Here is a 25,697-nt window from a genome sequence, read left to right as displayed (position 1 = left end):
ACAGGGTGAGCGGGGTCAGGCCTTCTTACTGGCCGCCTCGATCTTCCGGGTAATGTACCACTGCTGCAGGATCGACAGGCAGTTGTTGACGATCCAGTACAGCACCAGACCGGCCGGGAACCACAGGAAGAAGAAGGTGAAGATGATCGGCATCATCTTCATGACCTTGGCCTGCATGGGATCCGGCGGTGCCGGGTTGAGCATCTGCTGCACCAGCATGGTACCGCCCATGATGATCGGCAGGATGAAGAAGGGATCCTTGGCCGAAAGGTCAGTGATCCAGAACATCCAGGGCGACTGGCGCATCTCGACGCTTTCCAGCAGCACCCAGTACAGCGCCAGGAACACCGGCATCTGCACCACGATGGGCAGGCAGCCACCCAGGGGATTGATCTTCTCCTTGCGGTACAGCTCCATCATCGCCTGGGACATCTTCTGGCGATCGTCGCCATACTGTTCCTTCAGCGCCTGCAGTCGCGGGCCGACGGCACGCATGCGCGCCATGGAACGGTAGCTGGCGGCGGACAGCGGGAAGAACAGCATCTTGATGATGATGGTCAGGACGATGATCGACCAGCCCCAGTTACCCAGGATGCTGTGGATATGCTGCAGCAGCCAGAAGATCGGCTGGGCGATGAACCACAGGAAGCCGTAGTCGACGGTCAGTTCCAGGCCGTGGGACAGGGTCTTGAGGTGCTCCTGGATCTTCGGACCGGCATAGAGGGTCAGCGAGGTCTCGCCCTTGCCACCCGCCGGCACGCTGAACTGCGGACCGGTGAAGCCGACGATGTAGTTGCCCTGGGCATCCTTGCGGGTGGTGATCTGGTGCTGCTCGTCCTTGTTCGGCACCCAGGCGGTGACGAAGTAGTGCTGCAGCCAACCCACCCAGCCGCCCTGCACGGATTCCTGCAGGCGGTTCTTGTCCATGTCGCTCATGGACACCTTGCGGTAGGGCTCGGCCGGGGTACCGACCGCGGCGCCCAGGTAGGTGGACACGCCGGTGGCGGTGGTGGCCGAGGGATCGCCGCTCTTGTCACGCTTGAGCTGGGCGTAGAGCACCCCGTTCCAGGCGTTGGCGCTCTGGTTGTCGATCAGGTAGCTGACCTGGATCTGGTAGGCGTCCGGATTGATGCAGGTGATCTTCTTCTGCGCCTTTTCGGCGTCCGAACAATCGACCTTGAGGCCCCGGTGGAAGGTGAATCTCTTGGTGTAGTCCACGCCATTGGCCTGGTACTTGAGATCCACCACCAGCTGCGGCTGGCCATCGGCGAGCACGTAGCTGGACTGCGCCGAGGTGTACAGCGGACGGCCGGCGCTGTTGGCGTCGGGTCCGTTGGCACCGGTCAGGCCGCTCTGGGCCAGGTAGAGACGCTCGTTGCCGTTGTCGAACAGCATGAAGGGAACGTCGGGGTGGTCCTGGCGACGGGGGTACTGCACCAGTCCGAGCTGGACGATGTCACCACCGCGCGGATCGATGGCCAGATCCAGGACGTCGGTACGCACCTTGATGAGCGCAGTGCTCGGTTGGGCGGCCGAGTTGTCCACTGGCGCCGCAGCCTTGGCATCGGCCGGTACGTCGGTGGGCACGTTGGGGGTATCGCCCGGCAGGACGCTGGTCTGCGTCTTGGCCGTGGGCAGATCGGCCTGGCCGTAATCCTTGTTCCACTGGAAAACCAGGGTGTAGGACACGATCGCCAAGGCGGCAATGAGTAGCGGGCGCTTGATATCCATGTTTACTCGGCCATCGAAGAGGTCGGGGCTGGGTTCTTTGCGGGAGGAACGGGATCATATCCGCCTGAGTGCCAGGGATGGCACCGGCACAGTCGCCGTGTGGTCAGCCAGCCACCACGCAGCAGCCCGTGGCGCTCGATGGCTTCGAGGGCGTAACCGGAACAGGTCGGATAGAAACGACAGTGACTGGCCATCATGGGGCTGATGGCGTAACGGTAGAAGCGAATCAGCAGCAGGGCCGGTTTACGCATGAGCACCGTCGGGACTGTCGATTGGGTGGGCAACGGTCTTGCTCGCCTGGCGATTGAGACGTTTCCACAGTTGCAGCAGCTGATCGTGCAATTCGGGATTGTCGACTTCGCCAAGTCCCTTGCGGGCGACGAAGACCAGATCGAAGCTGCCCAGGCGGTCCTGATTCAGACGGAAGGAATCCCGGATGACCCGCTTGATGCGATTGCGCTCGACAGAAAGCTTGACGCTCTTCTTGCCGATGACCAGCCCCAGGCGGGAATGGTCGAGCCCATTGGCATGGGCGAGCAGCAGCAGGTGCTTGCCGGATGCCTTGTGGGTGGGAGAGTCAAAGACCGCTTGGAACTGTTGGGAGCTCAGTAAGCGCCTGTCCCGACCGAAACCCTGACTCACCACCTGACCGGGCAATCAGATCGCCAGACGCTTGCGGCCTTTGGCACGGCGACGGGACAGAACCTGACGGCCGTTCTTGGTTGCCATACGAGCACGGAAACCGTGGACACGGGCGCGCTTCAGGGTGCTGGGTTGGAAGGTGCGTTTCATGGACTTTTACCTAGGTGAAAGCGGCAAGGCATGAGTGCCCCGCGCAAAGAGACCGGCGATTCTAGAGAAAGCCTCGGTACAGGTCAATTTCCAACCAGCACCGGCTGACAGGAGACCAGGCAAATAAAATCAACAGGTCAGAAGGTTTTAAAAGACTGTCGAAGTGAATATGTATGGTAAAGCGGATTTCTGTGGATAGATCGTGCCAGGCCAGACGGGCTCTGACCGGAGCGGGAACGGAAAGTCTGTTTTCAACAGGTGCAGTTCGGGTGCTCTGCCTGCTGAGAGGCTGTGGATAAGCACAGCGGTTACGCACAGCACGATTATCCACAACGAAAAGCCCCGGGATGTCCAGAGAGGTCAGACGGCGTTATCCACAGAGCTGACGGTCGTGCGTCCGTTCATTAACGTCGTGACGGCTATCTGCCGGGAAACTGCGCGGTCATGTGGATAACCCGGGTGGGGAGGGATACAATGGGCGTTTGCTCATGGCCCGTCCGGGCCGCTCCAGTTCTTGGGAGACGCTGTGTCGGTCGAACTCTGGCAACGTTGCGTGGATGTGCTGCGCGACGAGCTGCCTTCGCAACAATTCAATACCTGGATCCGGCCACTGCAGGTGGAAGCGGAAGGGGATGAGCTGCGGGTGTTCGCGCCCAATCGCTTCGTGCTCGACTGGGTCAACGAGAAGTACCTGAGCCGCATCCTCGAATTGCTCGAGGAACATGCCGACGATGGCATCGCCCCGGTGCTGTCTCTGTTGATCGGCAGCAAGCGCAGCAACAAGCCGCGTCCGGCGCAGACGCCGAGCAGCCAGAGCACCCCGCTGCCACCCCCGGTGCAGGCTCCGCAGCCGATCCAGTCGGACATCGTCACCGCGGGCGTGGCCCTGGAAGACGTGACGGCGGAACTGGCCGAGGCCGACGAGCCGGCGGTCAAGACCGAACGCACCGTGCAGGTGGAGGGCGCGCTCAAGCACACCAGCTACCTGAACCGTACCTTCACCTTCGAGAACTTCGTCGAGGGCAAGTCCAACCAGCTGGCCCGCGCCGCGGCCTGGCAGGTGGCGGACAATCCCAAGCACGGGTACAACCCGCTCTTCCTTTATGGCGGCGTGGGTCTGGGTAAGACTCACCTGATGCACGCGGTGGGCAACCACCTGCTCAAGCGCAATCCGAACGCCAAGATCGTCTATCTGCATTCGGAGCGCTTCGTCGCCGACATGGTCAAGGCGCTGCAGCTCAACGCCATCAACGAATTCAAGCGCTTCTACCGTTCGGTGGACGCGCTGCTGATCGACGACATCCAGTTCTTCGCCCGCAAGGAGCGTTCGCAGGAAGAGTTTTTCCACACCTTCAATGCCCTGCTCGAAGGTGGACAACAGGTGATCCTCACCAGCGACCGCTATCCCAAGGAGATCGACGGCCTGGAAGAGCGGCTCAAGTCGCGCTTCGGCTGGGGTCTCACCGTGGCGGTGGAGCCGCCGGAGCTGGAGACGCGGGTGGCGATCCTGATGAAGAAGGCGGACCAGGCCAAGGTCGATCTGCCCCACGACGCCGCCTTCTTCATCGCCCAGCGCATCCGCTCCAACGTGCGGGAACTGGAAGGCGCGCTCAAGCGGGTGATCGCCCATGCCCACTTCATGGGCCGCGACATCACCATCGAGCTGATCCGCGAATCGCTCAAGGATCTCCTGGCGCTGCAGGACAAGCTGGTCAGCATCGACAACATCCAGCGCACCGCGGCCGAGTACTACAAGATCAAGATCGCCGATCTGCTGTCCAAACGCCGCTCGCGTTCGGTCGCCCGGCCGCGGCAGGTCGCCATGGCGCTGTCCAAGGAGCTGACCAACCACAGCCTGCCGGAAATCGGCGACGCCTTTGGCGGACGCGATCACACGACGGTGTTGCACGCCTGTCGCAAGATCGCCGAACTTCGGGAATCCGACGCGGATATCCGCGAGGATTACAAGAACCTGCTGCGTACCCTGACGACCTGACGGACGCGGCCCTGGCAAGGACCTGACCATGCATTTCACCATTCAACGCGAAGCCCTGTTGAAACCGCTGCAGCTGGTGGCCGGTGTCGTGGAACGTCGGCAAACGCTGCCGGTGCTGTCCAACGTACTCCTGGTCGTGGAAGGCCAGCGGCTGTCGCTGACCGGTACCGACCTGGAAGTCGAGCTGGTTGGCCGGGTCGATCTGGAAGAAGCCGCCGAAGCCGGCGAGATCACCGTGCCGGCGCGCAAGCTGATGGACATCTGCAAGAGCCTGCAGCCCGATGCGCTGATCGACATCCGCACCGAGGAGCAGAAGCTGCTGATCCGCGCCGGACGCAGCCGTTTCACCCTGTCCACCCTGCCGGCCAACGACTTCCCCACCGTGGAGGAAGGTCCGGGTTCGCTGAAGTTCAGCATTCCCCAGGGTCGCCTGCGCCGCCTGATCGAGCGCACCGGCTTCGCCATGGCCCAGCAGGACGTGCGCTACTACCTCAACGGCATGCTGCTGGAAGCCAGCACCGGGCGCCTGCGTGCCGTGGCCACCGACGGTCACCGCCTGGCCATGTGCATGCTGGAAGCCGACGTCGATCAGGCCGAGAAGCACCAGGTCATCGTGCCGCGCAAGGGCATCCTGGAACTGTCGCGCCTGCTCACCGAACCGGAAGAGCCGGTCAATGTGGTGCTGGGCCAGCACCATATCCGCGCCACTACCGGAGACTTCACCTTTACCTCCAAGCTGGTGGACGGCAAGTTCCCCGACTACGAGCGCGTGCTGCCGCGGCATGGCGACAAGCTGGTGCTGGGCGAACGTCAGCACCTGCGCGAGGCGTTCAGCCGCACCGCCATTCTCTCCAACGAGAAGTACCGCGGTATCCGCCTGCAGCTGGAAAACGGCTTCATGAAGATCCAGGCCAACAACCCGGAGCAGGAAGAGGCCGAAGAAGAACTGCAGGTCGACTACGACGGTGGCAGCCTGGAGATCGGCTTCAACGTCAGCTACCTGCTCGACGTGCTCGGCGTGATGACCACCGACCAGGTGCGCATCACCCTGTCCGATTCCAGCAGCAGTGCGCTGTTGCAGGAGGCGGGCAACGACGATTCCTCCTATGTCGTGATGCCGATGCGCCTCTGATCGCCGCTCGATGACGCTGATCCGCTTCAATGCCGACCGCCTGCGCAATCTGCAGGCGGTCGCGCTTCAGCCCTCGCCCCGGGTCAACCTGCTGCACGGCGCCAACGGCAGCGGCAAGACCAGCCTGCTGGAAGCCATCCACCTGCTGGGCCTGGCCCGCTCCTTTCGCAGCACCAAGCTGGCACCGGTCATCCAGCACGAGCAGGCCAGCTGCACGGTGTTCGGCCAGGTACGGCTGCCCGGGGGGCAGGACTGCAACCTGGGCATCCAGCGCGAGCGCGGGGGCGACTACCAGATCCGCATCAATGGCGAGAATGCCCGCAGCGCGGCGCAGCTGGCCGAGGTGCTGCCGCTGCAGCTGATCAACCCCGACGGCTTCCGGTTGCTCGAAGGCAGTCCCAAGATCAGACGGCAGTTTCTCGACTGGGGCGTGTTCCACGAGGAACAGCGTTTCCTGCCGCTGTGGCAACGCCTGCAAAAGGCGCTCAGGCAGCGAAATCACTGGCTCAGACGTGGTAAAATCGACCCTGCGGCGCAGGCTGCCTGGGATCAGGAACTGGCCCTGGCCAGCGCCGAGATCGATGGCTTTCGTCAGGCCTATATCCAGCGCCTGAAACCGGAATTTACCGCGGTGCTGGCCGAGCTGATCCAGCTCGACGGCCTGACCCTGAGTTACTACCGCGGCTGGGACCGCGAGCGCGATCTGCGCGAGGTGCTGGCGGACAGCCTGCCGCGGGATCTGCAGCTGGGGCATACCCAGGCCGGTCCCCAGCGCGCCGACCTGCGGATCCGCATCGGCAATCACAACGCGGCGGACATCCTGTCGCGCGGCCAGCAGAAGCTGGTGGTGTGCGCACTGCGCATCGCCCAGGGGCGGCTGGTCAACCAGGTCAAGCGGGGCCAGTGCGTCTATCTCATCGACGACCTGCCCTCGGAACTGGACGAGGGACACCGGCTGGCCTTGTGCCGGCTGCTGGAGGCACTGGAGTGCCAAGTCTTCATCACCTGTGTCGAGCGCGAGACGCTACAGGCCGCCTGGCGGCCGGAGACAGAGGTCAGCGTGTTTCACGTGGAACACGGCCATATCAAGCAGACCCACACTAGCGGGAGCCAAGCATGAGCGAGACCAATACCTACGACTCTTCCAGCATCAAGGTGCTGAAGGGACTGGATGCCGTGCGCAAGCGCCCCGGCATGTACATCGGCGACACCGATGACGGCACCGGCCTGCACCACATGGTCTTCGAGGTGGTGGACAACTCCATCGACGAGGCCCTGGCCGGCTTCTGCAGCGAGATCAGCATCACCATCCACATGGACGAATCCATCACCGTGCGCGACAACGGTCGCGGCATCCCGGTGGATATCCACAAGGAGGAAGGCGTTTCCGCAGCCGAGGTCATCATGACCGTGCTGCACGCCGGCGGTAAGTTCGATGACAACACCTACAAGGTGTCCGGCGGTCTGCACGGCGTGGGCGTCTCGGTGGTGAACGCCCTGTCCGAAGAGCTGCGACTGACCATTCGCCGCGCCGGCCAGGTATGGGAGCAGGTCTATGTGCATGGCGTGCCCCAGGCGCCGCTGGCGGTGATCGGCGAGACCGACACCACCGGTACCCAGGTGCACTTCAAGCCGTCCGCCGAGACCTTCAGCAACATCCAGTTCAGCTGGGACATCCTGGCCAAGCGGATTCGCGAGCTGTCCTTCCTCAACTCCGGCGTCGGCATCGTCCTGCGCGACGAGCGCAGCGGCAAGGAAGAGCTGTTCAAGTACGAAGGCGGCCTGCGTGCCTTCGTCGACTACCTCAACACCAACAAGACCGCGGTGAACGAGGTGTTCCATTTCCAGGTGCAGCGCGAAGACGATGGCGTCGGCGTGGAAGTGGCCCTGCAGTGGAACGACAGCTTCAACGAGAACATCCTCTGCTTCACCAACAACATTCCCCAGCGCGATGGCGGTACCCACCTGGCGGGCTTCCGCTCGGCTCTGACGCGCAACCTGAACAACTACATCGAGGCCGAGGGCCTGGCCAAGAAGTTCAAGGTGGCCACCACCGGTGACGACGCCCGCGAAGGCCTGACCGCCATCATCTCGGTCAAGGTGCCGGATCCCAAGTTCTCCTCCCAGACCAAGGACAAGCTGGTCTCCTCCGAGGTGAAGACCGCGGTGGAACAGGAGATGGGCAAGTACTTCTCCGACTTCCTGCTGGAGAATCCCAACGAGGCCAAGGCGGTGGTCGGCAAGATGATCGACGCGGCCCGGGCCCGGGAAGCGGCGCGCAAGGCGCGGGAGATGACCCGCCGCAAGGGCGCCCTGGACATCGCCGGTCTGCCCGGCAAGCTGGCGGACTGCCAGGAAAAGGACCCGGCGCTGTCCGAACTCTACATCGTGGAGGGTGACTCCGCCGGTGGTTCGGCCAAGCAGGGCCGCAACCGGCGCACCCAGGCGATCCTGCCGCTCAAGGGCAAGATCCTCAACGTCGAGAAGGCCCGCTTCGACAAGATGCTCTCCTCCCAGGAGGTAGGCACCCTGATCACCGCGCTGGGCTGCGGTATCGGTCGCGAAGAGTTCAACATCGACAAGCTGCGCTACCACAACATCATCATCATGACCGATGCTGACGTCGACGGTTCGCACATCCGTACTCTGCTGCTTACCTTCTTCTTCCGCCAGATGCCGCTGCTGATCGAGCGGGGCTACATCTACATCGCCCAGCCGCCGCTGTACAAGGTGAAGCGTGGCAAGCAGGAGCAGTACATCAAGGACGACGAGGCGATGGAGGAATACCTGACCCAGACCGCCCTCGAGGAAGCCAGCCTGCACGTCAACGAGAACGCCCCGGGCCTGTCCGGCGTGGAACTCGAGAAGCTGGTGAACAGCTATCGCCAGGTGATGAAGACCTTCAAGCGCCTGTCGCGTCTCTATCCGGCCGACGTCAGCGAACACCTGCTGTACCTGCCCCGCGTGGGCGTGGAGCAGCTGGGTGACGAGGCGGCCATGCGTCAGTGGCTGGCCGGCCTAGAGACGCGCCTGAAAGCTGCCGAGCGCAATGGCACCACCTACAGCCTGAGCCTGCGCGAAGACCGCGAGCGCAGCCTGTGGCTGCCTGAGGTCGAGACCCGTGCACACGGTCTGTCCAGCTACGTCACCTTCAACCGGGATTTCTTCGGCAGCAACGATTACCGGCTGGTGACCGAGCTGGCCGCCCAGCTGGACAACCTGCTGGAAGAAGGCGCCTACGCCAAGCGCGGCGAACGCCGGCGCCCGGTCAGCACTTTCAAGGAAGCCTGGGAATGGCTGATGCTCGAGACCAGCAAGAGATTCAACATCCAGCGCTATAAGGGCCTGGGCGAGATGAATCCGGATCAGCTGTGGGAAACCACCATGGACCCGAACGTGCGCCGCATGCTGCAGGTGACCATCGAGGACGCCATTGCTGCCGATCAGATCTTCAACACCTTGATGGGCGATCAGGTAGAGCCGCGCCGCGACTTCATCGAGAGCAATGCCCTGGCCGTGTCGAACCTCGACGTCTGACCCCACGGTTATGCACAAGCCCCGCCATGCGGGGCTTTTTTGTGGAAAACATTCTGTCTAGATAGACGTAGCGTTTCGTTCCCCGAGAGCAAACGCCGTTCATCTTATAGCCAGAGGTTTTGTGGATAGTTTTCCTCAGCCGCTTTTGATCGACGTCGAAAAGATACGCAAAGAGGCCGTGCCATGCGGCATAGAGACACAGGCTATAACGGGCGATCCTGTGGATAAGCCTGGGAATAAGCTTGTCGGTACTTGTGGATGACGACTCATCCGCGGTAGCTGGCCAAAATCCGCCCACACCAAAGGCTCAACCTGGCCTGTGGATAATTCTGTGGGAAAAGGGCGGAAAAGAGGTGGAAACAGCCAGGCCTCGCGGCCTGGCGGTGAGGCTACGCAGCGCAGGCGGGACTGGCGTCGGGCTTGGGCGCCAGGGCCTGTTCGATGAAGGCGAAGCAGCGGGTATTGAGATCGACGATGGCGCGCGGATCCTGACCCTGGGGATGGAGCAGCGGACCGATGCTGACCTTGATGGTCCCCGGCGACTTGATCCAGGAGCGATTGGGCCAGTAGGCACCGGCGTCATGGGCGATGGGCAGGATGGGCACGTTCAGGCTGCAGGCCAGGGCGGCGCCACCGCGAGAGAACTTGCCCATCTGGCCGTGATCGATGCGGGTGCCCTGGGGAAAGATCAGCACCCAGCAACCCTGGGCCAGGTAGCGACCGCCCTGCTCCGTCAGTTGCTGCAAGGCCAGCTTGCCGTTGTCGCGGTCGATGGCGATCGGCTTGAGCAGCGAGAAGGCCCAGCCGAAGAAGGGAATCCGCAGCAATTCGCGCTTGATCACCTGGGAAGTGGGCTCGAACTGGGCGGAGAGGAAAAAGGTTTCCCAGGTGCTCTGGTGGTTGGCCACGATCACGCAGGGCTGCGCTGGGACGTTTTCCAGGCCTTCGATCTCGTAGCGGATGCCGCAGATGACCTTGGCCAGCCAGACGGCGAAACCGGTCCAGGCCTTGACCACCAGCCGATAGCGGGCGCGATAGGCGAGGAAGGGGGCGATCAGCAGGCTGACGCAGGACCAGAGGATGCCGCTGGTGCCCAGCAGCACATAGAACAACAGGGTACGCAAGAGCCGCATCAGGGCGCTTCCTCGAGCAGGTGATCAGCCACCGCGGCCAGGTCGGCGAAGACCCGGGTACCGGCTGGCAAGGGCTTGGCCAGGGTGCGCTCGCCCTTGCCGGTACGCACCAGACAGGGCGTGCAGCCAAGGGCCACGCCGGCTTCCAGATCGCGCAGGCTGTCGCCCACCACTGGCACGCCGTTCAGGTCGGCCCGGCCATAGTGGTGGGCGATGGCGCGAAACAGGCCGGGCAGCGGCTTGCGGCAGTCGCAGCCCGCTTCCGGGCCATGGGGGCAGTGCAGGATCAGGTCGACCCGACCGCCCTCCTCCGCCAGCAGCCGCTGCAATTTTTCGTGCATGGCCGTCAGGTCGTCTGCCGTGAAGTAGCCGCGGGCCAGGCCGGACTGGTTGGTGGCCACGGCCACCTGCCAGCCGGCCCGGTTCAGGCGAGCGATGGCGGCGAGGCTGCCGGGCAGCGGTTGCCACTGCTCGGCGCTGCGCACGTAGTCATCGGAATCGACATTGATGACGCCATCGCGGTCCAGCACGATCAGCTTCATGCCCTAGCCCAGCACCGAGATGTCGGCGATGCCCAGGAACAGGCCACGCAGGTGGGCGAGCAGCGCATAGCGGTTGGCGCGGACGCGCTCGTCCTCGGCGTTGACCAGCACCTCGTCGAAGAAGGCATCCACCGGGGCGCGCAGGCTGGCCAGGCGCTCCAGGGCTTCGCGATAACGGCGGGCTTCGGCCAGGGGCGCGGCTTCCCGCTCGGCATCGGCGATGGCCGCGGCCAGGGTGCGCTCGGCGTCGGTCTCGAACAGCGTGGCATCGGCCTGGGTGGCGACCGTGCCCTCGAACTTGCCGAGCAGGTTGGAGACGCGCTTGTTGGCGGCGGCCAGGGCTTCGGCCTCGGGCAGGCGGCGGAAGGCCTGCACGGCCTGGACGCGCTGATCGAAGTCCAGCGCCGAAGCCGGGCGCAGGGCCCGCACGGCCAGGTAGGCGGCGGTGTCGACGCCTTCGTCCTCGTAGCGGGCACGCAGCCGGTCGAAGACGAAGTCCAGCACCTGCTCCTGCAGCCCCGCGGCCTTGACCCGCTCGCCGTAACCGGCGATGGCGAAGGCGACGGCGGCCGGCAGATCCAGCTCCAGGCCCTTCTCGATGAGGATGCGCAGCACCCCCAGGGCCTGACGGCGCAGGGCGAAGGGGTCCTTGCTGCCGGTGGGCAGCATGCCGATGCCAAAGATGCCGACCAGGGTGTCGAGCTTGTCGGCCAGGGCCACGGCGGCACCGGTCAGGGTCTGCGGCAATTCGGCGCCGGCGCCGCGCGGCATGTACTGCTCGTTGAGCGCCAGGGCCACGTCGTCGGCCTCGCCGCCCTTCTTGGCGTAGTAGTAGCCGGCGATGCCCTGCATCTCGGGGAATTCGCCGACCATCTCGGTGGCCAGGTCGCATTTGGCGAGCACACCGGCGCGGTGGGCGCGCTCGGCATCACCACCGATGCGTTCGGCGATAAAGGCGGCCAGGGCGGCGACGCGCTGGGCCTTGTCGTAGACGGTGCCGAGCTGGGCCTGGAAGACCACGTTCTTGAGGCGCTCGTTGAAGCTTTCCAGCGGCTGCTTCTGGTCCTGCTTGAAGAAGAATTCGGCATCGGTGAGACGGGGGCGGACCACCTTCTCGTTGCCGCTGACGATCTGCGCCGGATCCTTGCTCTCCAGGTTGGCCACGGTGATGAAGCGCGGCAGGAGTTTGCCCTGGGCGTCCAGCAGGCAGAAGTACTTCTGGTTGTCCTGCATGGTGGTGATCAGGGCTTCCTGGGGCACCTCGAGGAAGCGTTCCTCGAAGGCGCAGACCAGGGGCACCGGCCATTCCACCAGGGCGGTCACCTCGTCCAGCAGCGCGGGCGGCACCACGGCGCTGCCCTGCTCCGCCGCGGCCAGTTCGGCCACGCGGGATTCGATCAGCTGGCGGCGCTCGGCGAAGTCGGCCAGCACATGGGCGGCGCGCAGGTCGGCGGCGTAGTGGGCCGGGGCGCTGATGCGCACGGCGTCGGGATGGTGGAAGCGATGGCCACGGGACTCACGGCCGGCGCGGCGGGTCAGGATCTCGCAGTCGATGACCTCGTCACCCAGCAGCATCACCAGCCACTGGGTCGGGCGCACGAATTCCTCGCGGCGGGCGGCCCAGCGCATGCGCTTGGGAATCGGCAGCTCGGCCAGGGAGGCTTCGACGATGCCGGGCAGCAGGCTGGCCGCCGGTTGACCGGGAATGCTCTGGGAGAATCTCAGCTTGGGACCGCTGCGGTCGATGGCGCTGATATCGACGCCACACTTGCGGGCGAAGCCCAGCGCGGCCTGGGTCGGCTGGCCATCGGCGCCGAAGGCGGCCTGGATCGGCGGGCCGTCCAGATTGACGCTACGCTCGGGCTGCTGGGTCTGCAGGGCCTCGACCAGCACCGCCAGGCGGCGTGGCGCGGCATAGGCGCGGGCGCTGGCATAGCCGAGACCGGCCTGCTTGAGGCCCTTTTCGATGCCGGCGAGAAAGCTGTCGCCAAGGGTCTTGAGCGCCTTGGGTGGCAGTTCTTCGGTACCCAGTTCGACCAGGAAATCCAGAGTGGTGCTCATCATTCGCCCTCCTTGAGCAGCGCCTGGACATCGTCGCGACCCAGGACCTCGTCACGCAGCGCGGGGCTGGCCAGCGGGAAGCCCAGCCGCGCCCGGGCCTTAAAATAGCCCTGGGCGACGCTGCGCGCCAGGGTGCGCACGCGCAGGATGTAGCGCTGGCGCTCGGTCACCGAGATGGCGCGGCGGGCGTCCAGCAGGTTGAAGGTGTGGGAGGCCTTGAGCACCATCTCGTAGGTGGGCAGCGGCAGGTCCAGGGCGATCAGGCGATTGGCCTCGGACTCATAGAAGTCGAACAGCTCGAACAGCTTGGGCACATTGGCGTGCTCGAAGTTGTAGGTGCTCTGCTCCACCTCGTTCTGGTGGAAGACGTCGCCGTAGGTCACGGTGCCGAAGGGGCCGTCGGCCCAGATCAGGTCATAGACCGAATCCACGCCCTGCAGGTACATGGCCAGGCGCTCCAGGCCATAGGTGATCTCTCCGGTCACCGGGTAGCACTCGAGACCGCCCGCCTGCTGGAAGTAGGTGAACTGGGTGACTTCCATGCCGTTGAGCCAGACTTCCCAGCCCAGACCCCAGGCGCCCAGGGTGGGCGATTCCCAGTTGTCCTCGACGAAGCGCACGTCGTGCACCAGCGGATCCAGGCCGATGGCGGCCAGGGAGCCCAGGTAGAGCTCCTGGAAATTGTCCGGGTTGGGTTTCAAGACCACCTGGAACTGGTAGTAGTGCTGCAGGCGATTGGGATTCTCGCCGTAGCGGCCGTCGGTGGGGCGGCGGCTGGGCTGCACATAGGCGGCGTTCCAGGTCTCGGGACCAATGGCGCGCAGGAAGGTGGCGGTGTGGAAGGTACCGGCGCCGACTTCCATGTCATAGGGCTGGAGTACCACGCAGCCCTGCTCGGCCCAGTATTGCTGCAAGGCCAGGATCAAGTCTTGGAAGGTGCGCACGGTGGGCTTGGACTGGCTCACGAAAAATACCCGTTCGGCTGCGACGAAAAGCCGGGGAGTATAGCTGAAAGCCGTCGTCGCCCGCATGGGACTCGTGTCGCGGCCGGGCGGCTGGCCGGGTTGTCCGGACGGGCTGTCTCCGCTGGCGGGCAATTGCGCTAAGGTGAGGCCTTCCCTCCTCGACCGAGTCTTCGCCATGCCGCGTTGCTTCTGGTGCACCGCCGATCCGCTGTACATCGAGTATCACGACCACGAATGGGGCGTGCCCCAGCGCGATCCGGCGGTGCTCTTCGAATTTCTCCTGCTGGAGGGCTTCCAGGCCGGACTGTCGTGGATCACCGTGCTGAAGAAACGCGAGCGCTATCGTCAGGTGCTGCATGGCTTCGATCCCGCGCGTCTGGCGCAGCTGAGCGATGCCGATATCGCGGTGCTGCTACAGGACCCGGGCATCATCCGTAATGGCGCCAAGCTGCGCGCCGCTCGTCAGAATGCCCAGGCCTGGTTGCGCCTCGAAGATCCTGCTGGCTGGCTGTGGTCCTTTGTCGGCGGTACCCCGCGCATCAATCGTTTCCGCGATCGCAGCGAGGTGCCGGCGATCACCCCGGAAGCCGAGGCCATGAGCAAGGCGCTCAAGCGGGCCGGTTTCACCTTTGTCGGCCCGACCATCTGCTATGCCTTCATGCAGGCCATGGGTCTGGTCATGGACCACACCCTCGACTGCGACCGCCATGGCGAATTGGCGTCTGCGTCGGCAGGGCTGCAGGAAAAGTCGAATGTATAGCTGCCAGTTGGCGCGAACCTTACGCTTTCTTAACGTTTCCGGGGTCTGTAGACGGTAAACTGTCTGGGCATTCAGACAGGAGCCCCTCTTTTGGAAAGATTCAAAGGCGCGCTGATGATCGCCTTCCTGCGCCTTTTCGCCCTGCTGCCCTGGCCGCTGGTGCAGCGCCTGGGTGGATTCATCGGCTGGTGCATGTGGAAGCTGCCGACCCGCGCCAGCAAGGTCACCCGCATCAACCTCGCCCACTGTTTTCCCGAACTCGATGCCGCCGGTCTGGAACGGCTGTCGCGCGAGTGCCTGCGCGGTATCGGCAAGACCCTGACCGAAAGCGCCTGCGCCTGGATCTGGTCGCCGCAGCGTTCCTTGCGCCTGGTGCGCGAGGTGGAAGGCATGGACGTCCTGCAGGAAGCCCTGGCCTCCGGCGATGGCGTGGTGGGCATCACCAGCCACCTGGGCAACTGGGAGTTGCTCAACCACTTCTACTGCTCCCATGCCAAGCCGATCATCTTCTACCGGCCGCCCAAGCTCAAGGCGGTGGACGAGCTGCTCAAGCGCCAGCGGGTGCAGCTGGGCAATCGGGTGGCGCCCTCCACCCCGGAAGGCATCATCAGCGTGATCAAGGAAGTCCGGCGCGGCGGCGCCGTGGGCATTCCGGCGGATCCCGAGCCGAGTCGCAGCGCCGGCCTCTTCGTGCCCTTTCTCGGCACCACCGCCCTGACCAGCAAGTTCGTGCCCTCGCTGCTGGCGCGCGGCAAGGCCCGCGGGGTGTTCTTCCATGCCGTGCGCCTGGCAGACGGCAGCGGCTACAAGGTGATCCTGGAAGCGGCGCCGCCGGCCATGTACGACCCGGATCCGGAGGTCTCGGTGGCCGCCATGAGCGAGGTGCTGGCCGGCTACGTGCGGCGCTATCCGACCCAGTACATGTGGAGCATGAAGAGGTTCAAGAATCGCCCGGATGGCGAGGAGAAGTGGTACTGAGGTCTAGCGCCCGGGTCCGGCCCGGGCGCCGAGGGACAGGCGGTGGTCCTATGACCTATCGCTCGGCGCTTCGCCAGCACCGTTCGGTCGGTGCGCGGCTGACAGGCGCCGGGCTTTGCCGGAAGCTGCCAGGACCTCAAGGGAGCGCCTAAGCCAGGGAGTCAGGCGATGAATTCGCGCGATCAGCGCCAGCATACCCGTACCCCGCTCAAGTGCCGGCTGTGGATCGCCTATCCGGATGGCGAGATCGTCGGCGAGACCCGCGACCTGTCCGATGGCGGCGTCTATGTGGTGCATCCCGAGCTGACCCGGCTGCCGCAGGGCACCCGCGTGGTCGGCCAGGTGCTCGACCTGCCGATCGAAGCGCCCAAGGTGACCATGGAAGTCATGCGCACCGACGGTGACGGCGCGGGCCTCAGATTCCTCCGCGATCAGGACTGAGCGCGGCGCGCCAGGCGCTTGAGAAACACCGTCATTTCCTTTTCCGCCTGCTTGTCGCCCCTGGCCTGCGCCGCCTGCAAGCCCTGGGTCCAGGCCGCCTCGGCGCTGGCCAGGTCGCCACTCCCCTCATGGGCCTTGCCCAGCAGCTTCCAGGCCGCCGAATAGGCCGGATCAAATTCGACGCAACGCGCCAGGTGCTCGATCGCCCGGGCGGGCTCGCCGGCATCCAGATAGCCCTTGCCCAGACCGAATCTGAGCAGGGCGTTGTCCTGGCCGCGGGCGAGCATCTTCTCCAGGGATTCGAGCATGGCGAGGTCTCCTACTTGGCGATCTTGATCAGCTTGCAGTAATAGAAGCCGTCATGGCCGTCGGGCTGCGGCAGCAGCTGGCGGCCGTGGGGCTGGGCAAGGCCCCAGGGGGCGGGGATGTCCAGTTCGCGGGCGCCGGGGGTGCGGGCGAGAAAGGCGGCGAGGTTGCTGCTGTTTTCTTCCGGTAGCACCGAACAGGTCGCATAGACCAGGATGCCGCCCACCTCCAGCGTCGGCCAGAGGGCGTCCAGCAATTCACCCTGCAGCTGCACCAGGGGCGCGATGTCGCTGGCCTTGCGGGTCAGCTTGATGTCCGGATGGCGGCGGATCACCCCGGTGGCGCTGCAGGGGGCGTCCAGCAGGATGCGCTGGAAGGGCGTGCCGTCCCACCAGTCGGCCACGGCGCGGCCATCGGCGGCCAGGGTGCGGGCGGTGAGGCCCAGGCGCGCCAGATTTTGCTCGACCCGCTCCAGGCGGCCGGCATCGGCGTCCAGCGCCACCACCTCGGCCAGCCCCGGCTCACGTTCCAGCAGATGGCAGGTCTTGCCCCCGGGCGCGGCGCAGGCGTCCAGCACCCGCTGGCCGGGCGCCAGCTCCAGCAGTTCGGCCGCCAGCTGCGCGGCTTCGTCCTGCACGCTCAAGCGACCCGCGGCGAAGCCTGGCAGGGCGGTGACGTCCTGGGGCTGCAGCAGGCGGATGCCGTCGGCGCTGAAGGCGCAGGGCATGGCCTCGATACCGGCGGCGGCCAGGTCGGCCAGATAGGCATCGCGACCGCCCTGACGGCGATTGACCCTGAGGATCAGCGGCGGATGCAGGTTGTTGGCCGTGGCGATGGCCTCCCACTGCTCGGGCCAGCGCGCCTTGAGGGCTTTCTGCAGCCAGCGCGGATGGGCCAGGCGCGCCGCCGGGTCATGCTCCAGGGCCGGCAGCAGGCTGTCGTATTCGCGCTGGGCGCGGCGCAGCACGGCATTGAGCAGGCCCTTGGCCGAGGATTTCTTCAGGTTGTCGACGCAGCCCACCGTCTCGCCGATGGCGGCATGGGCCGGGATGCGCGTGTGGAACAGCTGGTAGAGTCCGATCAGCAGCAGGGCTTCGAGGTCGCGGTCGCCGGCCTTGAAGGGTTTATCCATGAGCTTTTCCGCCAGCAGCGACAGGCGCGGCTGCCAGCGGGCGGTGCCGAAGGCCAGATCCTGGGCCAGGGCGCGGTCACGCGGATCGACCTTGGCCAGTTGCTCGGGCAGGCTGCTGCCGAGGGAGGCGCGGCCGGCGAGGACCGCCGCCAGGGCGCGGGTAGATGCCAGCCGCGGATTCATAGACCCAGCACCTGCCCGGGAGCGAAGCGCTTGCGACGGGCGTTGTAAAGATCGGCGAAGCCCAGCGGCTTGCCCCCGGGCAGCTGCAGCCGGGTCAGGCGCAGGGCGCCGTCACCGCAGGCGACGAGCAGGCCATGGCGATCGGCATCCAGCACCATGCCGGGAACGCCCTGCCCTTCGGCCAATTCGGCACCCCAGACCTTGAGCGGCTCGCCGGCCAGGGCGGTGTGGCACAGCGGCCAGGGATCGAAGGCGCGGATACGCCGCTCCAGTTCCACCGCCGGACGGCCCCAGTCCAGCCGGGCCTCGTCCTTGTTGAGCTTGTGCGCATAGGTGGCCAGGTCGTCGTCCTGCACCTCGCCCGCCAGGCTGCCGTCGGCCAGACCCGGCAGCGCCTGGACCACGGCGGCGGCGCCCAGGCTGGCCAGGCGATCGTGCAGGCTGCCGCCGGTGTCGTCGGCGGTCAGCGGCGTGGTCACCTTGCTCAGCATGGGACCGGTATCCAGACCGGCTTCCATGCGCATCACGGTAACCCCGGATTCGGCATCGCCGGCCTCCAGGGCGCGCTGGATGGGCGCCGCGCCGCGCCAGCGCGGCAGCAGCGAGGCATGGCTGTTGATGCAGCCCAGGCGCGGGATGTCGAGCACCGCCTGGGGCAGGATCAGGCCGTAGGCCACCACCACCAGCAGATCGGGTTCCAGCGCCGCCAGGGTGGCCTGGGCGGCGGGATCGCGCAGGGTCGGCGGCTGCTGCACGGGAATGCCGTGGCTCAGCGCCAGCTGCTTGACCGGACTCATGGCCAGTTTCTGGCCACGCCCGGCGGGGCGATCCGGCTGGGTGTAGACGGCGGCGATGGGATAACCGGCGTCGATCAGCGCCTGCAGGTGCACGGCGGCGAATTCCGGGGTTCCGGCGAAGACGAGGCGAAGGGATCTGGACATGGCGGACCTGGCGGAAAGGGCGAGCGGCGGACGCCGATGACGCCGTCCGCCAGGGCGATCAGGCCTTGTGGCGCTGCTGCTTTTCGAGCTTCTTCTTGATGCGATCGCGCTTGAGCGGCGACAGGTAGTCGACGAACAGCTTGCCGTCGAGGTGATCGATCTCGTGCTGGATGCACACCGCCAGCAGACCGTCGCATTCCAGCTCGAAGGGCTTGCCGTCACGATCCAGGGCCTTGACCCGGACGCGCTCGGGGCGGCAGACCTTTTCGTAGAAGCCGGGGATCGACAGGCAGCCTTCCTGGTACTCGCCCAGTTCCTGGGTGAGCGGCTCGGCCTCGGGATTGATGAAGACCAGCGGCTCGCTCTTGTCTTCGCTGACGTCGATCACTACCAGGCGGCGATGCACGTTGACCTGGGTGGCGGCCAGACCGATGCCGGGCGCTTCGTACATGGTCTCGAACATGTCGTCGATGGTCTGGCGCAGGGCGTCGTCCACCGTGTCGATGGGCTTGGCGACGGTGCGCAGGCGGGGATCGGGGAATTCGAGGATGTCTAGGATCGCCATGGCGTTGAGGGCACTTGTGGAATACAGTCAAGGGGCGCTGCTAAGATGCCGCAGCGTTGTTTCCACCCGGCTCGGGCTGGTCCCGAGTGGTGGATGACGTCGGTCGACGGGGATGAGCGCCTGCGCTGCCCGGTGCCGACAAAGGTGGCGATCAGGGCACGACTGGGGCGATTCCCCGACGTTTGCGTGAAGACGGTTCTTCAAGGCCAAGAGTGTAAAGGGATTCGACGCATGAGGAAATCTTTGTTCGCCCTGCTGCTGGTTGCAGGGGGCGCCCTGCAGTCGGCGTACGCAGCGGTCACCCTGCGTCAGGATCACCCGGAAAGCTACACCGTGGTTCGCGGCGATACCCTCTGGGACATCTCCGCCAGATTCCTCAGCAAACCCTGGGAATGGCCGGAGATCTGGCAGGCCAATCCGCAGATCAAGAATCCTCATCTCATCTATCCCGGTGACACCCTGGTGCTGAGCTATGTCGACGGTCAGCCGCGCCTGCAGCTCAACCGCGGCGCCTCGCGCGGCACGGTCAAGCTGTCGCCCACGGTGCGCAGCACGCCCATCGCCGAAGCCATCCCGGCCATTCCGCTGGAAGCGGTTAACAGCTTCCTGCTGCAGAATCGCGCCATCGATTCGGCCGAACAGTTCCAGGCGGCGCCCTATGTGGTGGCCGGCAACGCCGAGCGCGTGGTGAGCGGCGCCGGCGATCGCATCTATGTGCGCGGCAAGCTGCAGCCGGGGGTCTCGGCCTATGGCATCTACCGCCAGGGCAAGACCTATGTCGATCCCAAGACCGGCGCCTTCCTCGGCATCAACGGCGACTTCATCGGCAGCGCCGATCTGGTCGCCCAGGAGGGCGACATCGCCACCCTGCGCCTGACGCGCACCACCCAGGAGGTGCGCCTGGGCGACCGGCTGTTCCCCACCGAAGAGCGGCTGGTGAACTCCACCTTCATGCCCAGCGCCCCGGCCCGCGACATCAACGGCCTGATCCTCGATGTGCCGCGTGGCGTCACCCAGGTCGGCCAGTTCGATGTGGTGACCCTCAACAAGGGCGCTCGTGACGGCCTGGCCGAGGGCAACGTGCTGGCGGTCAACAAGACCGGCGAGACGGTGCGCGATCGCATCACCGGCGAGCTGGTGAAGATCCCCGACGAGCGCGCCGGCCTGCTGATGGTCTTTCGCACCTACGACAAGATCAGCTACGGCCTGATCCTGACCGCCACCCGCCAGCTGGCGATCATGGACAAGGTGCGCAACCCCTAACCCCCTCCCGGGTCGCCAGGACGGCGACCGGCCACCCTCAAGGATGACACCATGGCCAGCTTCTCCCCTGCCGAGCTGGACGCTCGGCTGCGCCTGCATGCACTCCCAGAGCTTGGCGCCGTGCGCCAGCGCCTGTTGCTGGACGCCTTTGGCAGTGCCAGCGCCGCCCTCAGTGCCCCGGCCTCCGCCTGGCGCGCCCTGCGCCTGCCGGCGGTGGCCGCGGAGGCCCGCCGCAGTCCCGCCACCCGCGAACGGGTCGACCAGGCCCTGGCCTGGCTGGACGGCCCCGAACGCCACCTGCTCTGCCTGGGCGACGAGCGCTATCCGGCGCTGCTTGCCGAGATCGCCGATCCACCCCCCTTGCTGTTCGTCGAAGGCCAGATCGAGTTGCTCGAGCGGCCGCAGCTGGCCCTGGTCGGCAGTCGCCAGGCCAGCGCCCAGGGACTGGACAATGCCCGACGCTTCGCCCACAGCCTGGCCGCGGCCGGCTTCTGCATCACCAGCGGCCTGGCGCTGGGCATCGATGGCGCGGCGCACCAAGGTGCCCTGGACGCCGGCGGCGGCACGGTCGCCGTGCTGGGTACCGGCCTGCAGCAGCTCTATCCGCGCCGGCACCTGGGGCTCGCTCGGCGCCTGCTGGCCGAGGGCGGCGCGCTGGTCTCGGAATTGCCGCTGGACTGCACGCCCCAGGCCGCCAACTTTCCGCGGCGCAACCGGATCATCAGCGGTCTCAGTCTGGGCACCCTGGTGGTGGAGGCCAGTCCTTCCAGCGGTTCGCTGATCACCGCGCGACTGGCCGCCGAGCAGGGCCGCGAGGTGTTCGCCCTGCCCGGCTCCATCCATCATCCCGGGGCCCGCGGCTGTCACCAGCTGATCCGCGAGGGCGCGCAGCTGGTGGAGGGCGTGGAACACATCCTCGAAGCCCTGCAGGGCTGGCGCAGCCTGGCCCCGCTCGCCACGACCGTGGCGGTCGAAGAGCATCCCCTGCTGCGCCAGCTGGCTGCCGGACCGCTCAACAGCGAAGAACTGGCGCGGCTCTGCGATCTGTCGTTGCCGGAGGTGCTGGTCCAGCTGACCGAGCTGGAGCTGGAAGGCCGAATCGTGGCGCAGCAGGGCAGCTGGAGTCGCCTCGGCTAGCGGGGGATGACTGGCATCGCCGGCGCGCTCGGGTAGACTTCAGGGATTTGGCGGAGGCAAGGCGATGCACAACAGCTGGCGAGTGCGGCAGGCGGCGCGAATCGTGCGCGAGGGGGGCGTCCTGGCCTACCCCACCGAGGCCGTCTGGGGCCTGGGCTGCGATCCCTGGGATCAGGCCGCGGTCTATCGCCTGCTGATGCTCAAGCGGCGGCCCATGGAAAAGGGTCTGATCCTGGTGGCCGACAACATCCGCCAGTTCGACTTCCTGCTGCATGATCTGCCGGAAGAGTCCCTGGCCAAGCTGGCCAGCACCTGGCCGGGGCCCAACACCTGGCTGGTGCCGCACCACAATCGCCTGCCCGGCTGGGTGACCGGCGCCCACGCCACCGTGGCGCTGCGGGTCTCCGAGCACCCGCTGGTGGGCGAACTCTGCGCCCTGACCGGGCCGCTGATCTCCACCTCGGCCAATCCCGCCGGCCGTCCGGCCGCGCGCACGCGGTTACGGGTTCAGCAGTACTTTCCCAATGGCCTCGACGGCATCCTCACGGGTGAACTGGGCGGGCGCAAGAATCCCAGCGTGATTCGCGATCTGGTGACCGGCAAGGTCTTCCGGCCCTAGGTCAGTCCAGCAGCTGGCGCAGCAACCGCGCCAGGGCATCGATCTGGAACGGCTTGGCCAGCGAGGGCTCGCCGTTCGGCGTCGGGCGCTCGGCATGACCGCTGACGAACAGCACCGGCAGCTCCGGCCAACGTTCGCGCAGGCGCCCTGCCAGCTCGGCGCCATCGAGATCCGGCAGGCCGAGATCGGTGATCAGCAGGTCACAGGGCAGGTCGCCGTCGACCAGGGTCAGGGCCGCCGAGGCACTGGCCGCGGTGCGCACCCGATAGCCCAGCTCGGTGAGCATCTCGCGCAGCAGCAGTCGCACCGAAACATCGTCTTCCACCAGCAGCAGGCGTTCGCCTCGGCTCTGAGCGATGGCCGCCTGGGGCGTGTCGTTCGCCGCCGGCCGCTCGGGCTGGGCACAGGGCAGCCAGAGACTGACCCGGGTACCGCTGCCCAATTCGCTCTCCAGGGTCACGTGGCCACCGGACTGCTTGATGAAGCCATAGAGCATCGACAGGCCCAGACCGGTGCCCTGGCCGATGGGCTTGGTGGTGAAGAAGGGATCGAAGGCGCGGTCCACCACCTCGGCGGGCATGCCGCTGCCGGTGTCGGCGATGGTCAGACGCACATAGTCGCCCGGCGGCAGGTCGTGTTCGGCGGCCAGGTCGGTGAGGTGATCGAGGGCGGTTTCCAGGGTCAGCTGACCGCCTTCGGGCATGGCGTCGCGGGCATTGATCACCAGATTCAGCAGGGCGTTTTCCAGCTGGTTGGTGTCGGTGCGCGCCGGCGGCAATTGCAGCGCGAGGCTGCTGCGCAGGCTGATGCGTTCGCCCAGGGTGCGCTGGAAGAGTTCTTCCAGGGACAGGATCAGGTCGTTGACGTCCACCGGTCGCGGATCGAGGGTCTGCCGGCGCGCGAAGGCCAGCAGGCGATGGGTCAGGGCCGCGGCGCGGGTGGCGGATTGCTCGGCGGTGTCCAGGTAGCGCTGCAGGTTGTCGTGGCGACCCTGGTCGAGGCGCCGGCGCAGCAACTCCAGGGAACCGCTGATGCCGGTGAGCAGGTTGTTGAAGTCGTGGGCGATGCCACCGGTGAGATGGCCGATGGCTTCCATCTTCTGCGCCTGGCGCAGGGCCGCTTCGGCATTCTGCAGGGCCAGGGCGGCATCGTGCTCGACGGTGACGTCGCGGCCGAAGACATAGATGCGTCCGTCGTGATCGGCGGTGGCCTTCCACATCATGTGGCGCCAGTGACCGTCGCGGGTACGCAGGCGCCCGGGCAGATCGCTGAGCACCTCGCCGTGGCGCAGGGCGGCCAGGCGCGGAAACACCGGCGGATCGTCCGGATGCTCCAGCGAGGTCGGCGGCTGGTGGCGCAACTCCTCGTCGTCCCAGCCCAGGGCGCGGCCCCAGGCGGGATTGCGGCTGAGCCAGCGTTGTCCCTGGATGACGCCGAGCAGGTCGTCGGCCACCCGCCACATGCGGTCACGCTCGACGGTGCGCTCGTGGACCCGCTGTTCCAGCAATTCGGCCAGCCGGCGCAGGCGGTGCTCGGCCATGCGGATCTCGCTGACGTCGGTGTGCACGCCCACCCATTCGCAGACCACGCCGTTCTCCCGCACCGGCAGGGCGCGCACGCTGAAGGTGCGCCACTGGCCGTCGCGACAGCGCAGGCGGTGTTCGTCGTGGAAGTCCACCTGCTGCTGCACCGCCAGGCGCCAGCGGCGCAGGGTGCGGGGTGCATCCTCGGGGTGCAGGGCATCGGCCCAGCCGTCCTGCTGATACTGGGCATAGCTCTGCCCGGTCAGGGTGCTCCAGGCGAGTTGTTCGCCGAGCAGATGACCCTGGGCATTGGTGGTCCAGACCACCCCCTGCACCGCCTCCACGGCATTGCGGAAGCGCTGGTTGGACAGGTGCAGCGCGGCTTCGGCCTGCTTGCGCTGGGTGAGATCCACCACCACCAGGCTCACCGACAGTTCCTGGCCGATTTCCGATTGCAGCGGCGAGCCATGCAGACTGACCCAGACCACCGAGCCGTCGGGGCGCAGGAAGCGCTGGTCCAGCTTGAAGCTGTCGCCGCGCTCGCGCAGGGTGTCGAGATGGCGCTCCAGGACGGCTCTGTCCTCGGGGTGGGTCTGGGCCTGCAGGGTCTGCTCCAGCACCCCCACCTCGTTGCGATCGAGCAATTCGCAATAGCGGCGATTGGCGAGCAGGATGCGCCCGCGGGCGTCGGTCTGGCAGATGCCGACCGCCGCCTGGTTGATCAGGCTGGCCAGGCGCGCGCTGTGTTCGCGCAGGGCGGTTTCGGCATCGACCCGCTGCTGGACGTCATCGAACAGGGTGACCGAGGCGATCACCTCGCCAGTGGCCGAGCGGACCGGCGCGCTGGACACTTCCAGCAGCCGGATGCTGCCGTCGGGTCGCCGATAGCGCATCAATTCCGGCGCCACTGCCTGGCCGCTGCGCAGCACCCGTACCGTGGGATAGTCGTCCACCGCATAGGGCTGGCCATTGGCGTGCAGGGCGCCGATGGCGCCATAGCGTTCGTCCAGCGTCTCGCCGGCCGGACGCTTGCCGAGCAGGGTGTCGACGCGGTCGTTGAGCATCACCGCTTCTTCGCTGCCGGCTTCGGTGATGGAGATGCCCAGGGGCGCCTGCTGCAGCACGCTGGCTAGCAACCCCTGCTCCAGTGACAGCCGTCGTTCCAGTTGCCGCGCCTGGTCCTGGGTCTGCTGCCGCACCAGCAGGGCGCCCAGCAGCAGGGCCAGCTGATCCAGCAACAGCCGGGTGTCCGCCTCGACGGCGCTGCCCAGCTGCAGATAGCCCAGGGGCTGGGCGGCCGGGCCGAACGGGATGAGCCCCTGACCCGCCGCCGGACTGCCGGCCTCGGCCACGGACAGCAGCCGCGCCTGGGGATCATCGGCGAGGTCCCGCAAGGCCTGGGTGGCGCACAGGCGCAAGGCGGCCAGATCCGTGGTGCCGCTGAGGCGCCGTGACCATTCGCCGAGCGCCTGCAGGCGTTGCGGCAGGTCGCGCTCGGCACTGCGGCGGGCGGCGAAGCGCGCCCGGCTCGCCGGGGCCTGCCAGACGTGCAGCAACCAGCCCACGGCGACATCGGCCCGGCGCAGCGGCACCAGGTGCAGGTCGAGGCGTACCAGATGGCCATCGCGGTGGCGCAGGCCCTGGGTCTGGCAGCGTTCGAGGGCGGTCAGCCAGCCGTCGGCCGGCGGCTCGGGAAGCAGCAGGCCGACGATGGATTCACCGAGCCAGTCCTGCGCCGTCCAGCCCAGCAGCCGGGCGACGGCCGGGCACCACTGCCCGATCCGCCCATCGGCGGTCAGGGTGATCAGCGCCGTGTCCGTGGCGGTGTCGAGCAGGCTGGCGAGGGGGCTGGAGATAGGCATGACGAAGGCAGCGATCCGGCCGATTCTTGAAAGAACGTCCAGGCCGTGACGACCTGGCTGTCCGAGATAGACCGGCGTTTACCCCCGTCGTGCCGCCT

The 25,697-nt window shown here is 66.4% G+C and carries 22 protein-coding genes and 3 pseudogenes; 10 read left to right on the top strand and 15 right to left on the bottom strand.

What is annotated here, in order from left to right; all coding sequences use genetic code 11:
- Nucleotides 1-15: 15 nt before the first annotated feature.
- The 4 genes from yidC to rpmH are packed head-to-tail and all read right to left on the bottom strand — an operon-like array spanning nt 16 to nt 2,523.
- Nucleotides 16-1,731, bottom strand: coding sequence for a membrane protein insertase YidC (gene yidC, locus EC839_RS13830; protein ID WP_007160131.1), 1,716 nt, complete (start codon nt 1,729-1,731; stop codon nt 16-18).
- A gap of 2 nt (nt 1,732-1,733) precedes the next feature.
- Entirely contained in the window at nt 1,734-1,982 is a 249-nt protein-coding gene (yidD, locus tag EC839_RS13825; RefSeq protein ID WP_007160132.1) for a membrane protein insertion efficiency factor YidD, read from the bottom strand.
- On the bottom strand, nt 1,975-2,376 hold the full coding sequence (gene rnpA / locus EC839_RS13820) for a ribonuclease P protein component (protein WP_007160133.1): 402 nt from the start codon (nt 2,374-2,376) through the stop codon (nt 1,975-1,977). Before rnpA ends, yidD begins: the two co-directional genes overlap by 8 nt.
- Nucleotides 2,377-2,388: 12 nt before the next feature.
- The gene (gene rpmH / locus EC839_RS13815) at nt 2,389-2,523 is read right to left on the bottom strand and encodes a 50S ribosomal protein L34 (protein WP_007160134.1); all 135 of its coding nucleotides are present in this window, start codon (nt 2,521-2,523) and stop codon (nt 2,389-2,391) included.
- Nucleotides 2,524-3,049: 526 nt separating this feature from the next.
- Between rpmH and dnaA the strand changes: the two genes are divergently transcribed.
- Genes dnaA through gyrB form a run of 4 tightly spaced genes read left to right on the top strand, consistent with a single transcriptional unit; the run spans nt 3,050 to nt 9,188 of the window.
- A complete protein-coding gene (gene dnaA / locus EC839_RS13810; protein ID WP_007160135.1) occupies nt 3,050-4,519 on the top strand; it encodes a chromosomal replication initiator protein DnaA in 1,470 nt (489 codons plus the stop codon).
- A 28-nt stretch (nt 4,520-4,547) separates the two neighbouring features.
- Nucleotides 4,548-5,651, top strand: coding sequence for a DNA polymerase III subunit beta (gene dnaN, locus EC839_RS13805; protein ID WP_007160136.1), 1,104 nt, complete (start codon nt 4,548-4,550; stop codon nt 5,649-5,651).
- A 10-nt stretch (nt 5,652-5,661) separates the two neighbouring features.
- A complete protein-coding gene (gene recF / locus EC839_RS13800) occupies nt 5,662-6,771 on the top strand; it encodes a DNA replication/repair protein RecF (protein WP_007160137.1) in 1,110 nt (369 codons plus the stop codon).
- Entirely contained in the window at nt 6,768-9,188 is a 2,421-nt protein-coding gene (gene gyrB / locus EC839_RS13795) for a DNA topoisomerase (ATP-hydrolyzing) subunit B (RefSeq protein WP_132832646.1), read from the top strand. Before recF ends, gyrB begins: the two co-directional genes overlap by 4 nt.
- A gap of 389 nt (nt 9,189-9,577) precedes the next feature.
- Here gyrB and EC839_RS13790 read toward each other — a convergent pair whose 3' ends face one another.
- The 4 genes from EC839_RS13790 to glyQ are packed head-to-tail and all read right to left on the bottom strand — an operon-like array spanning nt 9,578 to nt 13,889.
- Nucleotides 9,578-10,321, bottom strand: coding sequence for a 1-acyl-sn-glycerol-3-phosphate acyltransferase (locus tag EC839_RS13790; protein ID WP_007160139.1), 744 nt, complete (start codon nt 10,319-10,321; stop codon nt 9,578-9,580).
- Complete coding sequence (gene gmhB, locus EC839_RS13785; RefSeq protein ID WP_007160140.1) at nt 10,321-10,863, bottom strand: D-glycero-beta-D-manno-heptose 1,7-bisphosphate 7-phosphatase; 543 nt, start codon at nt 10,861-10,863, stop codon at nt 10,321-10,323. The genes EC839_RS13790 and gmhB overlap by 1 nt, the downstream gene beginning before the upstream one ends.
- Before the next feature lie 3 nt (nt 10,864-10,866).
- Nucleotides 10,867-12,924 (bottom strand): glycine--tRNA ligase subunit beta, encoded by a 2,058-nt coding sequence (glyS, locus tag EC839_RS13780; RefSeq protein WP_007160141.1) that lies wholly within the window; start codon nt 12,922-12,924, stop codon nt 10,867-10,869.
- On the bottom strand, nt 12,924-13,889 hold the full coding sequence (gene glyQ, locus EC839_RS13775; RefSeq protein ID WP_027598728.1) for a glycine--tRNA ligase subunit alpha: 966 nt from the start codon (nt 13,887-13,889) through the stop codon (nt 12,924-12,926). The genes glyS and glyQ overlap by 1 nt, the downstream gene beginning before the upstream one ends.
- 175 nt (nt 13,890-14,064) lie before the next feature.
- Between glyQ and EC839_RS13770 the strand changes: the two genes are divergently transcribed.
- From EC839_RS13770 to EC839_RS13760, 3 genes are all read left to right on the top strand, one after another.
- The gene (locus EC839_RS13770) at nt 14,065-14,649 is read left to right on the top strand and encodes a DNA-3-methyladenine glycosylase I (protein WP_007160143.1); all 585 of its coding nucleotides are present in this window, start codon (nt 14,065-14,067) and stop codon (nt 14,647-14,649) included.
- A gap of 90 nt (nt 14,650-14,739) precedes the next feature.
- The gene (locus tag EC839_RS13765) at nt 14,740-15,627 is read left to right on the top strand and encodes a lysophospholipid acyltransferase (protein ID WP_007160144.1); all 888 of its coding nucleotides are present in this window, start codon (nt 14,740-14,742) and stop codon (nt 15,625-15,627) included.
- Between the two features lie 168 nt (nt 15,628-15,795).
- Nucleotides 15,796-16,068 (top strand): PilZ domain-containing protein, encoded by a 273-nt coding sequence (locus tag EC839_RS13760; protein WP_007160145.1) that lies wholly within the window; start codon nt 15,796-15,798, stop codon nt 16,066-16,068.
- Here EC839_RS13760 and EC839_RS13755 read toward each other — a convergent pair.
- From EC839_RS13755 to def, 4 genes are read right to left on the bottom strand one after another with little or no spacing between them, the layout of a single operon-like run.
- Nucleotides 16,059-16,376 carry a tetratricopeptide repeat protein gene (locus EC839_RS13755; protein ID WP_007160146.1) on the bottom strand — a complete coding sequence of 106 codons (318 nt, stop codon included), beginning with the start codon at nt 16,374-16,376 and terminating at the stop codon, nt 16,059-16,061. The genes EC839_RS13760 and EC839_RS13755 overlap by 10 nt on opposite strands.
- An 11-nt stretch (nt 16,377-16,387) precedes the next feature.
- On the bottom strand, nt 16,388-17,689 hold the full coding sequence (gene rsmB, locus EC839_RS13750) for a 16S rRNA (cytosine(967)-C(5))-methyltransferase RsmB (RefSeq protein ID WP_007160147.1): 1,302 nt from the start codon (nt 17,687-17,689) through the stop codon (nt 16,388-16,390).
- Nucleotides 17,686-18,630 (bottom strand): methionyl-tRNA formyltransferase, encoded by a 945-nt coding sequence (gene fmt, locus EC839_RS13745; RefSeq protein ID WP_039975564.1) that lies wholly within the window; start codon nt 18,628-18,630, stop codon nt 17,686-17,688. Before fmt ends, rsmB begins: the two co-directional genes overlap by 4 nt.
- Before the next feature lie 58 nt (nt 18,631-18,688).
- Entirely contained in the window at nt 18,689-19,195 is a 507-nt protein-coding gene (gene def, locus EC839_RS13740; protein WP_007160149.1) for a peptide deformylase, read from the bottom strand.
- Nucleotides 19,196-19,426: 231 nt separating this feature from the next.
- Between def and EC839_RS13735 the strand changes: the two genes are divergently transcribed.
- The 3 genes from EC839_RS13735 to EC839_RS13725 all read left to right on the top strand — a co-directional run bounded on the left by EC839_RS13735 (nt 19,427) and on the right by EC839_RS13725 (nt 22,214).
- Nucleotides 19,427-20,458, top strand: coding sequence for a LysM peptidoglycan-binding domain-containing protein (locus EC839_RS13735; RefSeq protein WP_039975566.1), 1,032 nt, complete (start codon nt 19,427-19,429; stop codon nt 20,456-20,458).
- Between the two features lie 51 nt (nt 20,459-20,509).
- Nucleotides 20,510-21,595, top strand: a complete 1,086-nt coding sequence (gene dprA / locus EC839_RS13730; protein ID WP_007160151.1) for a DNA-processing protein DprA — start codon at nt 20,510-20,512, stop codon at nt 21,593-21,595.
- 64 nt (nt 21,596-21,659) lie between these two features.
- The gene (locus EC839_RS13725; RefSeq protein WP_007160152.1) at nt 21,660-22,214 is read left to right on the top strand and encodes an L-threonylcarbamoyladenylate synthase; all 555 of its coding nucleotides are present in this window, start codon (nt 21,660-21,662) and stop codon (nt 22,212-22,214) included.
- Between the two features lies 1 nt (nt 22,215).
- Here the strand turns inward: EC839_RS13725 and EC839_RS24980 are convergent.
- The 3 pseudogenes from EC839_RS24980 to EC839_RS13720 all read right to left on the bottom strand — a co-directional run.
- Nucleotides 22,216-22,533, bottom strand: a pseudogene (locus tag EC839_RS24980) (response regulator); the annotation flags it as partial.
- A gap of 141 nt (nt 22,534-22,674) precedes the next feature.
- Nucleotides 22,675-22,914 (bottom strand): annotated as a pseudogene (locus tag EC839_RS24975) (ATP-binding protein); the annotation flags it as partial.
- A 201-nt stretch (nt 22,915-23,115) separates the two neighbouring features.
- Nucleotides 23,116-25,599: pseudogene (locus tag EC839_RS13720) on the bottom strand (PAS domain S-box protein); the annotation flags it as partial.
- Between the last annotated feature and the right edge of the window lie 98 nt (nt 25,600-25,697).

Origin of the sequence: Pseudomonas sp. JUb52, from assembly GCF_004341115.1 — a bacterium.
Classification (GTDB): domain Bacteria; phylum Pseudomonadota; class Gammaproteobacteria; order Pseudomonadales; family Pseudomonadaceae; genus Chryseomonas; species Chryseomonas oryzihabitans.
Note: the sequence above shows the minus strand (reverse complement) of the source record. Positions and strands in the feature narration are given on the sequence as shown.